This window comes from Actinopolyspora mzabensis, assembly GCF_900101095.1.
GTDB classification, from domain to species: domain Bacteria; phylum Actinomycetota; class Actinomycetes; order Mycobacteriales; family Pseudonocardiaceae; genus Actinopolyspora; species Actinopolyspora mzabensis.
Window position 1 is genome coordinate 1 of sequence record NZ_FNFM01000013.1, and the last position, 13,460, is coordinate 13,460.

The following is a 13,460-nucleotide window of genomic DNA, read 5'->3' on the forward strand; positions in this document are numbered from 1 at the left end:
TGCCCGATTGAGGAAACGAGGAAGGGAAATCATGAGCCCGAAGTTGCAGAAGGCAGGGAATATCGAGTTCGCTATCGCGGATCCGAAGTTGGCCGAGTCCGGCCGTCACCAGATCCGGCTGGCTGAACACGAGATGCCCGGCCTGATGGCGACTCGCCGGGAGTACGCGGACAGCAAGCCGCTCAAGGGTGCGCGTATCGCGGGTTCGCTGCACATGACCGTGCAGACCGCCGTTTTGATCGAGACGTTGGTGGAGCTGGGTGCCGAGGTGCGCTGGGTGTCCTGCAACATCTTCTCTACCCAGGACGAGGCCGCCGCGGCCGTGGTGGTTGGCCCGAACGGCACGCCGGACAAGCCCGCCGGTGTCCCGGTGTTCGCCTGGAAGGGTGAGACGTTGGAGGAGTACTGGTGGTGCACCAACCAGCTGTTCCAGGGCTTTTCCGACAACCGTGGTCCGAACATGATTCTGGACGACGGTGGCGATGCCACCATGCTGGTCCAGAAGGGCGTCGAGTTCGAGACGGCCGGTGCTGTGCCGCAGCCGACCGAGGACGATCCGGACGAGTTCAAGGTCGTGCTGTCGGTGCTGCGTGAGAGCCTGGCCAACGACAAGCAGCGGTTCACCAAGGCCGCCAAGGAGATCAAGGGCGTCACCGAGGAAACCACCACCGGTGTGCACAAGCTCTACGAGCTGGTCAAGTCCGGTGACCTGTTGTTCCCGGCGATCAACGTCAACGACTCGGTCACCAAGTCGAAGTTCGACAACAAGTACGGCTGCCGCCACTCCCTGGTGGATGGCATCAACCGTGCCACCGATGTGCTCATCGGCGGTAAGGTCGCTGTGATCTGCGGTTTCGGTGATGTCGGCAAGGGTTCGGCCGAGTCGCTGCGTGGCCAGGGCGCCCGGGTCATCGTCACCGAGATCGACCCGATCTGCGCGCTGCAGGCCGCGATGGAGGGCTACGAGGTCAAGACGATGGAGGAGGTCGTCGACACCGCCGACATCTTCATCACGACCACGGGCAACTTCGACGTCATCACGGCCGAGCACATGAGCCGGATGAAGCACAACGCCATCGTGGGCAACATCGGCCACTTCGACAACGAGATCGACATGGCCGGTCTGGAGAAGACCCCCGGCATCACCAAGACCGAGATCAAGCCGCAGGTGCACGAGTTCACCTACCCGGACGGGCACGCCGTCATCGTGCTGTCCGAGGGCAGGCTGCTCAACCTGGGTAACGCCACCGGGCACCCGAGCTTTGTGATGTCGAACTCGTTCACCAACCAGACGATCGCCCAGATCGAGCTGTTCAACAAGACCGACGAGTACGACCGCGACGTCTACATGCTGCCCAAGCACCTCGACGAGAAGGTCGCCCGGCTGCACCTGGACGCGCTCGGCGTCAACCTCACCAAGATGACCAAGGCCCAGGCCGAATACATCGGAGTCGACGTCGAAGGACCGTACAAGCCGGAGCACTACCGCTACTGATCCGGCTCGGTTCGCACGCTGATGCGGTTCGGGGCGGCCACCGCCGTGGGTGGTGGCCGCCCCGCTTTACCGAGCGGAACGGCCCGCGCCGCCTGTCGGTGGAACCCGATACCGGCGGGGGCCGTTTCCGAGCCGGTGAGAACAACACAAGGAGGCCAGCACGTGACCCGGGTTGTGGACCGGCTACAGCCGGGCAGGACCGTGTTCTCGGTGGAATTCTTCCCGCCGCGCAACGACGACGAAGAGCAGATCCTCTGGAAAGCCGTGCGCGAGCTGGAACCGCTGGACCCCGCCTACGTGTCCGTCACGTACGGTGCGGGAGGCTCCAGCAGGGACCGCACGATTCGCACGGTCGGGCGTATCGCCCAGGAAACCACCATGCTGCCGATGGCCCACCTGACCGGTGTGGACCATTCCAAGGACGAGCTCCGGCACGTCGTCGGATCGTTGGCGAGCGAGGGGATCCAAAACGTTCTGGCGATCCGGGGAGACCCGCCCGGTGATCCGATGGGGGAGTGGATTCCGCATCCGGACGGGATCCTCTACGCCGACGAGCTGGTTCGGCTGATCCGTTCCTGGGGCGACTTCTCGGTGGGCGTAGCCGCCTTCCCGCACATGCATCCGCGTTCGACGGACATCGAAACCGAAACCGATCACCTGGTCAACAAGATCAGGGCGGGCTCCGACTTCGCCGTGGCGCAGCTGTTCCTGCAGCCGGAGTACTTCTTGCGGCTGCGCGACCGGCTCGCTGCCCGCGACTGCCACGCCCCTCTCCTGCCGGGTGTGATGCCGATAACCACGCCGAAGGTGCTGAGCAAGTTCCAACATCTCGCCGGAGTGCCCGTGCCCACCGAGGTCTCCAACGTGCTGGACCCGTTGGTCGAGGACCCGAAGGCTTTCCGCGCGGCGGGAATCGAGCTGAGCACCAAGCTGTGCGAACGCCTGATCTCCGAAGGGGTTCCAGGCCTGCACTTCTACAGCCTCAATCGGGCCAAGGCCACCCGTGAGGTGGTGGACAACCTCGGGCTGGCCGAGGGAGTGCTGCAACCAGCCTGAGTCGTTTCACCACGATGTTTCCTGCCGTAAGGTGTCGTCGTTCCCGCGCGGGAACGACGACACCTTACGGTTCGCGGCCCTTCAGCCGGTGCCGCCGTGGCACCGGGCACACCGCCCGGGTGGGTTCCGTTGCCGACCCATCGTGCGCTCGGCAGGTCGCCTGCCACGATCGGGACCACCTCGAGCGTGAATCGCGGACGTTCGAACGGTTGCCCGCCCCATTCCACCAGCTTCGTCGCACCTGCCGCTCCACTCAGTTCCCGTTCGGTGCCGGGGGCGGATCTCCCCGTGATGAATGGCGAAGTCCTCGCTGACGATCTCCCGCGCCACGCGGGGCTCACCGGCCCGTGGCTCCCGCAACCAGCGCCGGTAGAGGTTCTTCGCCGTTTCGCCCGACGTTTTCTCCCACGAGGTGTTCGCCCGGCTCGGAAAGGTGGTCAGATCATCTCCAGTGCTGTTCGTTCGATGCTCTCCTCGTCCAGCAGCACGTGATGGGCCGCCTCGCCCAGTGGGATGAAACTGTCGGCGCTGCTTACTCGACGTACGGCGCCGGCGAACCCGAGGTCGATCAGTGCTGTGATCACCCGCTCCGAGATGCCACCGGAGGTTCTGGTCTCGTCGGCGACCAGTACCCTGCCGGTCGACTCGGCCGCCCGAAACAGCTGGTGTCGGGGCAGCGGTGCCAGCCAACGCAGGTCCAGCACGCGCACTCCCACCCCGCGTTGCCGCAGTCGGCGTGCCACCCGCAGACTCATGGCGAGACCGTTTCCCGAGGTGACCACTGTCAGGTCCGAGCCGAAGACGTACTCGGCCGCGGAGCCGAGCGGGACGTGCCCCTCGGCGCCGGTGGGAAACTCGGCCGTCCAGGCACCGTCGCCCGCTTCGTGCAGATCGCGGGTGTGATAGAGCGCGATCGGTTCCAGGAACACGCACACCCGCCCGTCCACGTCGGCGGCGGCGAGGCAGCTCCGCAGCATCGCGGCCGCGTCGTCCGGCCTTGCCGGTGAGGCCACCACCACGCCGGGGATGTCCAGTAGCGCGGCGACGCTGTTGTCGTTGTGGAAGTGCCCGCCGAAGCCCCGCTGGTAGGCATAGCTCGGCACTCGCACCACCATCGGGTTGCGGTACCGCCCGCTGGAGAAGAATCCCGTCGTGGCCGCCTCACCGCGAATCTGGTCCGCCGCGTTGTGCAGGTAGGCCAGATACTGGATCTCGGGAATCGGGAGCAACCCCGCCAGCCCTGCTCCGAGCGCGGTCCCGAGGATGCTCTGCTCGTCCAGCAGGGTGTCGAACACCCGGGCCCCGCCGAATTTTCGGTGCAGGCTGCGGGTGACCCCGTAAACCCCGCCCTTGCGGGCGATGTCCTGACCGAAAACCAGCGATCCTTCGTTGTGCGCCAGCTCCTCGGAGAGCGCGCGGTTGATGCTCTGGGCCAGCGTCAACGGAGTCCCTTGCTCCGACGGCGCGGCACCGGAGACCGTGTCCCGCTCGGTCGTCTCAGCGGTGACCAGCCGCACTCGTTCGGCGATCCGCTCGGGGCTGTCGCGCGCGATCGAAGCACGTACCTCAGCGGAACTCGCCAGCTTGCGTTGGCCGAGAGCCCGTTCCGCGGTCTCGGCGACCTCGGCGCGTTTGGCCTCGTAACGGTCGATCACCTGCCGCGCGTCCAGCACACCGTGGTCGACCAGGGCTTCGGCGGTACCCAGCAGGGGGTCCCGCCGGTAATCGGCGGTGATGTCCTCGGGGCTGCGGTACCCGGTTTCCACATCGGAGCCGGCGTGTCCCATCAGACGAACCGTGCGCAGCCGAAGCAGGGCGGGGCGGCGGTGGGTACGGACCCAGTTCGCGGCGCGTTCCGCTACCGCCAGACACTCCAGCGGATCCCTGCCGTCCGCGTCGAACCAGGTCAGTTCGGCACGTGTGCTCAGTGACCGTGGTATCCAGCCTTCCGGGGTGGCCACGCTGATCCCGATCCCGTTGTCCTCGCACACCAACAGCAGTGGGAGGGGAATGTGCTGGTAGGCACAGTGCGCCGCGGTGTTCAGCGCTCCGGCAGTGGTCGAGTGGTTCGCCGAGGCGTCGCCGAAGCTGCACACCACCACCGAGTCCCGCGGCCACTCGGTCCGCAGTCCCAGCTTCGCGGCACGTTCGATGCTGAAGGCGAGCCCCACCGCCCGTGGCAGGTGCGAGGCGATGGTCGAGGTCTGCGGCACGATACTCAGCTCGCCACGTCCGAACACCTTGTGCCTGCCCCCGGCTATCGGCTCCGAGGCGGCTGCCACGACTCCGAGCAGTACGTCCCACAACGGTGCGAGGTCCGACACTTCGGCGGCTCGGCGCAGGTAGAACCCCCCGGAGCGATAGTGCAGCAGTGCCGGATCCGTGGTGCGCAGCGCGGCGGCGACGGCGGCGTTGGACTCGTGCCCGGCGGAGCCGATGCTGTAGTAGCCCACCCCCCGAGCTCCCAGCTCACGCGCTGCCAGGTCCAGGTGTCTGCTGCCGAGCTGGCTGTCGAAGAGTTCGAGCAGTTCCCGTCCGGTCCGAACGTCGCACGCCTCCCCCGGACTCCGGGGGACCTGTCCTTCCGACCACGCGGCCACTTCCCGCAGGAAGTTGTCGTCGACCGGTTCGGTTCGCGGTGTTCGCCGATTCAATGTCGTTTCCGCTCCCGCCGTGAACGATGTGGAAAACTCCGATGCGAAGGGACTCACCCGGGTGCGGCCCACCTCTCGGCCAGTGCCGCACAGGATTTCGCCAATCGCTCCAGTGCCAACGGCAGCAGCGGGTTGGTGTTGTGCTGCCGGTAGATCACCTGGACTCGTCGGTGCGGTTGTCGTCCGGCGATCGGTTTGACGCCGACGTCCTCGTCACCAACCGCCATGGCGGGCAGCAGAGCGGGCCCGAGGCCACGGGCGACCAGGTCGCGGATCACCTTGTAGTCGTTGCTGCGGAACACGATGTTCGGAACGAAGCCCGCCGCGGCCGCCAGCCGCACCAGCACCCGTGCCCCGGCGGTGTCGTCTCGGGTACAGGTCCACGAGTCCGCGGCGAGTTCGTCCAGGCGCACCGCTTCCCGCTCCGCCAGCGGGTGTTTCGCCGGTAGGCAGAGCCGGAGCGGTTCTGCCAGCAGCTCCTCGACACGGAGCTCCGCGGGCCAACTGCGGGGGTCGAGATCGTACTCGAACACCACGGCCGCGTCCACGTTCCCGTCGAGAACCTCCCCGATGACCTCGTCCGGTTCGCCCTCGTCGAGTTGCACCCGGGCATTCGGACGCTCGGCCACCACCGCAGCCAGCACGTCCGGAAGCAATCGCGCGTTGGCGGTGGCGAAGCCCGCCAGCCGCAAGCTTCCGGTTTCCCCCACCGCCACTGCTCGCATCTCGCGCTCGATGGCTTCCAGCTCCCCGAGTACCTCCTTGCTGCGCTGGGCCAGGCGCTCGGCCAGCGGCGTGCACCGGATGCTGCGCGCGGTCCGTTCGAACAGGCTCGCGCCGAGAGCGCGCTCCAACAGCACCATCTGCTGTGACACGGCTGAGGAGGTGTAGCCGAGGACTCGACCGGCTTCGGCGAACGAGCCGGTTCGTACGCATTCTCTTAGGGTCCGCAGGTGTATCGGATTGAGCACGTTGCCTTCTCGGTAAGACTGCGTCGGCCCGAGCTGTTCGACGTGCGGGTGGCGGTACCTCCCGCACGTTCCCGCTCTTCGGCTCCGGTCACGAGTAGCGGCCGGCGGGGTCACCGGTGCCCGCGCAGCTCCGTGGGCAGACGGTAGTCGAACTGTGGTTCCACGGCTCCGACGTCCATTTGCGCCTTCTGCAACTTGCCGGAGAAGTCCCAGTTCAGCGACTGCCATCGGGTGAACTGGTCGATGACCCACATGCCCGAGAGCCTGCTGCCGTTGCCGGACTTGCCGTTACCACCGAACGGCAGGTGCGCCTCCGCACCCGAGGTGGAGTTGTTGGCACTGACCATGCCCGCTGTGATTCCCTCCCGGAATCGGAAGGCCGTGCCCGGGTCGGTGGTGTACACGGCGGCGGAGAGCCCGTAACCGGGCATGTTGCCCAGTTCGATGGCCTCTTCCAGGGTGTCGAAGGTGGTGACCCCGACCATCGGGCCGAAGGTTTCCCGCTGGAACAGCACGTCCTCGGTGCGCAGCCCGTCGACCAGCACGGGGTGGTAGTACAGCCCCGTGGAGTGGTCGCCGCGGAAGCCCTTCCGGGGGTTGGAGTCGGTGATGCGCCCCGTGGCTTCCGAGCCGAGTACCCGATGGTGCGGCTCTATCGCCTCGAGGAATCTCTCGAACCCGTCGGCGAACTTCCGGTCCAGCATCGGGCCGTAGAGCACTTCCTGGGTCGGGTTACCGATCGTGGCTTCCCGCAGGGCCGCGTCCAATCGCGAGACGAACTCGTCGTGTACGTCCCGGTGCACGATCAGGTTGCCCAGCGAGGTGCAGCGTTGTCCTCCTGTTCCCCACCCGGAGAAGAGGGCGCCCTCCACCGCCAGGTCCAGCTCCGCGTCGGGGGCCACCACCATCGGGTTCTTACCACCGAGTTCCAGGCAGGGGGTCTGCAGATACCTGCCGCAGAGTTCGCCGATGTCGCGACCGACGTCGCTGGAACCGGTGAAACCGACCTTGTCCACCGCGCCGTCCTCCAACGCGGCCCGCAGCCCCTCGTAGGTCGGTTGTCCCTCCGCGTAGACCAGGTTCAGCACCCCTTCGGGGACTCCTGCGCGCCATGCCAGCTCCGCGAGCGCGCGGGCGGTGGCCGCCGCGTATTCGGCCGGCTTCCACACCACCGCGTTGCCGCAGACGAGGGCGGGCGCCAGGTACCAGGAGGGAACCGCCACCGGGAAGTTGCCCGCCGTGACCACGGCGGCCACACCCACGGGTGCGCGGAACGTGAAAAGCTGTTTGTCGGGCATTTCGGAAGGGACGGTCTGACCGTACAGTCTGCGGCCTTCGCCGACGAAGTAGTCGCAGGTGTCGATGATCTCCTGCACTTCGCCGAGTGCTTCCGTGTACGGCTTGCCGATCTCGCGGGTAACCAGACCGGCGAGGGCCTGCTTGTTGGACTCGACGAGCCTGCCGAACCCGGCGACAACGCGGCCGCGGACCGGGGCGGGTACGCGTGACCATTCCCGCTGTGCGCGTTTCGCCCGCCTGGCGGCCGCGAGGAACGTGTCCGGGCCGTCCAGTTCGACGCGCGCCACCACGTCGTCCAGTTCCGCGGGGTTCCGCGAAAGGTACTGACCGTATTCTCCGCGCGGCGTCGTGTGCTCAGCGGCGTCTCCCGCCTGCTCGGGAGAACCGATCACCGAGCGGCACGTCGTGGCCTCCACCTGGGCACCCCATTCCTGCCGGTGTGTTCTGCACGTCCGGGAGGGGAAGCTTCCACGCTCCCGGTACCGCCACCGTAGACCGTGTTCCCGGCGAGGTAGAGGACTTCAAGCACGACTCCTGTTCGTGTCGAGCAACAGCGAAGCTTGCGCTCTTCCGGGCGATGCAACAGTGCAGCTGGCGTGCTCCGTGATTCGCCGTCCCGCTTTCCGTGCTCGCCGGTACAGCTTCTTCAACCGCGACAACAGCACCTGTATTTTCAGTTTTGAGTGAAATAAAGTTCATGGGGCGAGCACCGGAACGAACGATTCGGATGAGGAAACGGCACGAAGGAGGCCTTATAGCTTGCCCGGCCGAGTGGCTCGGGTCTTTCCACGGGGGCTGTTCGTCCGAGCGGGCAGTGTTCGGGCTCAGTCGCGGGCCTCGTGCACCACCCTGCCGTCGACCACGGTCATGGCCACGCCGACCTCACCGATCTCTCGGAGCGGCAATTCGAACGGATTCGCGTCGAGCACGGTCAGGTCGGCGCGTTTGCCCACCGTGATCGACCCGGTGTGCCGCTCCAGCCGGTGAACCCGAGCGCTGCCGATCGTCGCTGCGGCCAGGGCGTCGGACAACGTGATCGCCTCTCCGGGGAGCAGCGGTGGTTCGGTGTCCGCGAGCTCGGTGCGGTTGACGGCCACGTGTATCGCCCGCATGGGATCGAGCGTCGAGACCGGCCAATCACTTCCGATGGCCAGCGGCGTTCCCGCGGCCAGCAGTGATCCGAACGGGTACTGCCGGGCGTACCGCAGCGGACCCAGGTAGGGGGCGGTCAGCTCAGTCATCGCCGCGTCGTTGTGCGCCCACTCGGCCTGGATGTTGGCCGCTACACCGAGCTCCGCGAAGCGGGTCAGGTCATCCGGGTGCACCACCTGCAGATGGGCGATCTGGTGCCGGTTTCCACGGTCGCCGTTCGTGCTGCGCGCCGTGGCCACGGCATCCAGCGCCTGCCGTACGGCGCGGTCGCCGACCGCGTGGAAGTGCACCGCGAAGCCCACCTCGTCGAGCGCGCGGACCGCTTCGTTCAGCTCGGCGGAGGTGAGATACGAAATGCCGCTGCCGTGCCCGTGCAGGTACGGGTGCAGCATCGCGGCCGTGAAGTTCTCGCAGATCCCGTCCAGCATGATCTTGACCGAGCCGGTTCGTACGCCTTCGACGCGTGCTGCCTCGGCTCGACCGAGAAGTTCGGGGATCTGTTCGGTGCCGCGTTGCCTGTCCCACCACAGCGAACCGGTCACCCGTCCGCTCAACAGGGCTTCGCCGTGCAGCGCCCGATAGTAATCGAGCGGATCCGGATAGTTCAGATATCGGCCGAGTATGGCGTCGTGCCAGGCCGTCACTCCGTGCGCGTGCAGGCTGCGCTGGCCCGCCAGCAGTGCACGCAGGTATTCGTCGCGGCTGCTTTCCGGAACGTGTCGGCTCACCAGTTCCACCGCGTTCTCGTGCAGCGTTCCCCGCGGAGTGCCGTCCCGCTCACGTTCGATGCGCCCCCCGGGAGGGTCGGCGGTGCTCCGTTCGATGCCCGCCGCGCGCAGGGCCGCGCTGTTGGCCCAACCGCTGTGCTGGTCCTCGTTGATCAGCAGGGCCGGGCGTCCGCCCGTCACCCGGTCCAGGCTTTCCCGATCCGGACAACCGCCCGGGAACGACGCCATTTCCCAGCCGCCGCCGAGTATCCACTCCGCTCCGGGGTTCGCCCCGGCGTACTCGGCGATTCGCCGCAGGCACTCCGCGCGCCCACCGCTGTCGGTCAGGTCGCATCTGACCAGTTGCAGCCCGCCGTAGAGTGGGTGCACGTGGGCGTCCTGCAGCCCGGGCAACAGCAGCCTGCCGCGCAGATCGACGATCTCGGTGCTCCTTCGGCGCAGTTTCTCGACCTCGGTGCGTCCCAAGGCGAGGATCCTGCCGTCGCCCACCGCCACCGCGTCGGTGAACGACCGCGTGCGGTCCATGGTCGCCACCGGACCACCCAGGAACACGGTGTCGGCGGTGAGCATCAGCGGTGCTGTTCCGCCGTGATCACCGAAACCGCCAGTTCGCGGGCCTCGTCGTCCACGTAGGGAAGCTGGAACTCATGTTCGCGGATGTGTTCCACCAGCTCTGGCTGCGGGGCCAGTTCGTGGGTGCGTAGGTAGTAGCCGACGGCCCCCGGCCAGATCCAGCTTCCGTCGGTGTGAAACGTCATGGGCACAGCGGCCTTGCCGTACGGATCGAGCCGGTCGCTGTCGTAACCGCGTGCCGCGAGAACCACGGGTGCGCGTTCGAGGTATTCCAGTACTCGGTCCCGCTCCTCGGGGGTGAGTGCCTGGCGGTTCGTCACCGGACGCCCCACGGCGTCGGTGCCGTCGAATACGTCGGCTCTGTGCAGTTGGTCCGGGCTCGTGGCTGCTCTGGGAGCGCTCAGCCCGGCTCGCTCGGCGAGCCATCCGGGGATGTTGTGCGTCGCACGTGGATACTGACTCAGTTCCGCGGCGAACTCGGTGTGCGGGGGTTCCTGTTCCCAGTCGGGACGGTGGTCGCCGTTGAAGTCGACGCTGTAGCTGGCCGGTCTGCTGAGTCTGTAGGTGGCGCTGATCCACGTGCCCCGCTGTGGCTGGTACATACCGTGTCGCAGCTCGGCGAACAGCTCGCTCACCTCGGAGGTCATGGCGACCGGGATTCCCGTACCGTTGGGTGCGATCAATTCCGCGGCCAGCTCGCGGTACGAACCGACGGCGCGGTAGCGCACCCTCACTTCCTGCCAGCCGGGTGGCAGCGAGTGCACGATTCCCCGACCGATTCGCTGGATCATCTCCTGTTGCCCGTGTTGATCCAACGTTCCCGGCGCTTCGGTCTCGCCGGGCTCCCGCGGTGGTTCCGGTTGGCTCATACCTGCATCCTCCCGGTCTGATGGCCGAATTTGGCCGCTCCCGCGATTTCGCGACTGGTACTCGGAGCGCGGTGGTGGGAGACGACTCCGACCCAAGCCTAGTAGTGCGTACTTCCGTCCTGGGCCAGTCGTTCGAGTGCGCAGCCCGGCCGGTGGTGTGGCGTGGTGACATCGCGCCGCCACGCATCTTCCCGGCTGCGCGTGAGCTGTGTCGGCGCATCGAACGGTCGGAGTTCCACCGAGGTGGTCGGGGAGCGCCTCGTGCGGGGACAGGAGAGTGGCAGGTGCGGGGAGTTCGGTGAGTTCGTGGTGCGGCGGACTCGCGTCCGTGCTCGACGCTGTTCCGGGGAAGAAAGCGAGTCGGGCCTGGCCCGAAGACTCTCAGTAGCCGAAATGGCCGTGCGAATTCACCCGTGTCGACGATGTTTGAAGCGGTAAGGTGCTGGGTGCTGCTGTCGATCGCGGTGCGAGGTCCCAGTGCCTTTGCGTGTGTTCGTAACCGGAGCCACCGGTGTGATCGGGCGACATTTGTTGCCGATGTTGGCAGAACGCGGCCACCGAGTGACCGTTCTGGTCGGTGAAGCCGAGGAAGAACCCCGTGCGGGGGCCGAGACAGTCGTGCTCGGTGATCTGTTCGACTGTCCGGCCCTGCGTGGTGTGTTGCGAGCCGCTTCGCCCGATGTCGTGCTGCAACTGTCCGGCCTCGACGGGATGGACAGCGACGAGACGTTGCGGCGTACTGCCCGGTTGCGCGAGCGGGGAACCCGGAATCTGGTGGACGCTTCCGTCGATGTGGGGGTGCGTCGTGTCGTGGCGCGCAGCTCCGCCACCGCGTACGCCCCGCAGGGACACGAAGTCGCTGACGAACAGAGCCCGCTGTTCACCACCGCCCCGGACGAATGGGGGGTGGCCTGCCGTGCCGTCGAGGAGATGGAACGGATTCTGCTGCGGGAGTCGGACATCGAGGGTGTGGCCCTGCGGTTCGGTGCGCTCTACGGGGGCGACACACCGTTCGCGGAAGGAGGGGAGATCCATCGGCGCGTGCTGGGCGGCTCCCTGCCGCTGGTCGAGAGCGGGGAGGGGATCACCTCGTTCACGCATGTGGAGGACGCGGCGGCGGCCGTGTTCGAGGCCTTGGACGATGTCGAGCCGGCCGCGTACAACGTGGTGGACAACGAGCCGGCCGAAAGCGGGGAGTGGTTGCCCGCCTACGCACGTATGATCGGAGGTCCCGAGCCGGTCTCGCTGACGTTGGAGCAGGCCAGGCAGCAGTTGGACTGGGCGACGGTGCACTTGCTGACCGAACAGCGCGGGGCCAGCAACTTCCGTTTCAGGGAAGTATCGGGGTGGCGACCTCGCTGGCCGAGCTGGCGTGAGGGGTTGGCCGGACTGTTCGGGCTCTGGCCCGTCTGAGCACCGTCGTACGACGGGTGCTCGTGCCCGTGCTTTCCGGAGTCGAGCGGAGTTCAGCCGTGCTCGTACTCCTCGTCGTCGGGCACCACCATGTGCTGTTCGGCGAGATCGGCCGGGTCGGCGTCGGACAGTGTCGCCCCGGCGAACGGCTCATCGGGCTCGGTGGGGCTCTCGGCCCTCTCCCCGTACTGTTCCGCCTGTTCGGCGGCGTCCCATTCCGGAGTCTCGAAATTCGTCAACGTCACTCCTCACCGATGATGTGTCGCCGCATCAGGGCCGTTCCGGACGGCACGGCCCGAAACAGCGCCCCTGGCACGAACGGTAGCTTCCGTCCCCGATGGTTGCCGGGCCGGGCCCGGCAACCATCGGGGAGGTCCGGCGCGCTCTGTCGGATCAGTCCAGCGGGGGGAAGTGCGGATCACGGTATTGACGCCGGTCACGGCTTCGGAACGAGTGGGTGCCGCCACGCAACGCCGTGATCATACGAGATCCGGCATCGGAGGCGGCCGTTTCCAGTCCCGTGTCCAACCCACTGTAGACCTGCTGCTTGATGGCTGCCATCGATTCCGGGGAGCACTCCCTGGCCAGGGCAGCGGCGTACTCCATCGCCTCCGACAACACCCGGTCACCCGTGACGAGTCGGTCCGCCAGCCCCAGTTGTCGAGCCCGGTTTCCGTCGAGTGTCCGCGCGGACAGCAACAGATCCATGGCCGTGCCGAGTCCGACCAGTTTCGGCAGCAGCCACGCCAGGCCGTGTTCGGCCACGATTCCGTCGCGGCTGAATGCCGTGGTGAAGCCCGCCTCCGGGGCAGTGAATCGGACGTCGGTGAACAGCGCCGCGGCCAGTCCGGCCCCCGAGGCCACTCCGTTGATCGCCGAGATCACCGGTTTGCGCAGCCGCATGCTCAGGCTCAACCGCCGATGCGTGTCGGCGGCCCCGACGTGTTCGTCGTTCGACGGCGCCGTGATGTCGGAACCGGCGCAGAACCCGCTTCCGGACCCGGTGAGTACCACGACCCGCACCGAGGTGTCACGCTCGGCCCGTTCGAGCAGTTCGCAGTAACGTCGTTGCATCGTCGGAGTCCAGGCATTGAGCTGTTCCGGACGGTGCAACGTCAACAGCAGTACCGCCTCGTGCTGTTCGGCAAGGACCTCGTCGGTGTCTGACATGTGATCACCTCCGCAGGGACTGGCTGGAAGTTACCCAGCTATGCGAAGTATCACAAGTCCGTTACCTCCGGACGGGTGAG

At 66.9% G+C, this 13,460-nt stretch carries 10 protein-coding genes; 3 read left to right on the forward strand and 7 right to left on the reverse strand.

The genetic code is table 11. The features are described from left to right. The first annotated feature begins 31 nt into the window (after window positions 1-31). Window positions 32-1,495: an adenosylhomocysteinase gene (ahcY, locus tag BLR41_RS20105; protein ID WP_092631522.1), complete on the forward strand. Its 1,464-nt coding sequence runs from the start codon at window positions 32-34 to the stop codon at window positions 1,493-1,495. Between the two features lie 162 nt (window positions 1,496-1,657). Then, window positions 1,658-2,551 (forward strand): methylenetetrahydrofolate reductase, encoded by an 894-nt coding sequence (locus tag BLR41_RS20110; RefSeq protein WP_092631609.1) that lies wholly within the window; start codon window positions 1,658-1,660, stop codon window positions 2,549-2,551. Window positions 2,552-2,988: 437 nt separating this feature from the next. Here the strand turns inward: BLR41_RS20110 and BLR41_RS20115 are convergent, their stop codons facing one another. From BLR41_RS20115 to BLR41_RS20135, 5 genes are all read right to left on the reverse strand, one after another. After that, entirely contained in the window at window positions 2,989-5,205 is a 2,217-nt protein-coding gene (locus BLR41_RS20115) for a thiamine pyrophosphate-dependent enzyme (protein WP_245694615.1), read from the reverse strand. A gap of 53 nt (window positions 5,206-5,258) precedes the next feature. Beyond that, the gene (locus BLR41_RS20120; protein ID WP_092631612.1) at window positions 5,259-6,176 is read right to left on the reverse strand and encodes a LysR family transcriptional regulator; all 918 of its coding nucleotides are present in this window, start codon (window positions 6,174-6,176) and stop codon (window positions 5,259-5,261) included. A gap of 110 nt (window positions 6,177-6,286) precedes the next feature. Next, entirely contained in the window at window positions 6,287-7,765 is a 1,479-nt protein-coding gene (locus BLR41_RS20125; protein WP_342745401.1) for an aldehyde dehydrogenase family protein, read from the reverse strand. A 534-nt stretch (window positions 7,766-8,299) separates the two neighbouring features. After that, the gene (locus tag BLR41_RS20130) at window positions 8,300-9,925 is read right to left on the reverse strand and encodes an amidohydrolase (RefSeq protein ID WP_092631615.1); all 1,626 of its coding nucleotides are present in this window, start codon (window positions 9,923-9,925) and stop codon (window positions 8,300-8,302) included. Beyond that, complete coding sequence (locus tag BLR41_RS20135) at window positions 9,925-10,797, reverse strand: hypothetical protein (protein WP_092631619.1); 873 nt, start codon at window positions 10,795-10,797, stop codon at window positions 9,925-9,927. Before BLR41_RS20135 ends, BLR41_RS20130 begins: the two co-directional genes overlap by 1 nt. Window positions 10,798-11,274: 477 nt before the next feature. Here BLR41_RS20135 and BLR41_RS20140 point away from each other — a divergent pair, with 477 nt between their 5' ends. After that, window positions 11,275-12,210 (forward strand): NAD-dependent epimerase/dehydratase family protein, encoded by a 936-nt coding sequence (locus tag BLR41_RS20140; RefSeq protein WP_092631622.1) that lies wholly within the window; start codon window positions 11,275-11,277, stop codon window positions 12,208-12,210. 53 nt (window positions 12,211-12,263) lie between these two features. On the opposite strand, the gene BLR41_RS20145 is transcribed toward BLR41_RS20140, so the two are convergent. Together BLR41_RS20145 and BLR41_RS20150 are read right to left on the reverse strand one after the other, a co-directional pair. Next, a complete protein-coding gene (locus BLR41_RS20145) occupies window positions 12,264-12,449 on the reverse strand; it encodes a hypothetical protein (RefSeq protein ID WP_092631927.1) in 186 nt (61 codons plus the stop codon). Between the two features lie 154 nt (window positions 12,450-12,603). Beyond that, window positions 12,604-13,380: an enoyl-CoA hydratase-related protein gene (locus BLR41_RS20150; protein ID WP_092631626.1), complete on the reverse strand. Its 777-nt coding sequence runs from the start codon at window positions 13,378-13,380 to the stop codon at window positions 12,604-12,606. Window positions 13,381-13,460 lie beyond the last annotated feature (80 nt).

Coding starts and splice junctions, on each gene's coding strand:
- ahcY (WP_092631522.1), top strand. CDS start 32: ATGAGCCCGAAGTTGCAGAAGGCAGGGAATATCGAGTTCGCTATCGCG.
- BLR41_RS20130 (WP_092631615.1), bottom strand. CDS start 9,925: ATGCTCACCGCCGACACCGTGTTCCTGGGTGGTCCGGTGGCGACCATG.
- BLR41_RS20135 (WP_092631619.1), bottom strand. CDS start 10,797: ATGAGCCAACCGGAACCACCGCGGGAGCCCGGCGAGACCGAAGCGCCG.
- BLR41_RS20150 (WP_092631626.1), bottom strand. CDS start 13,380: ATGTCAGACACCGACGAGGTCCTTGCCGAACAGCACGAGGCGGTACTG.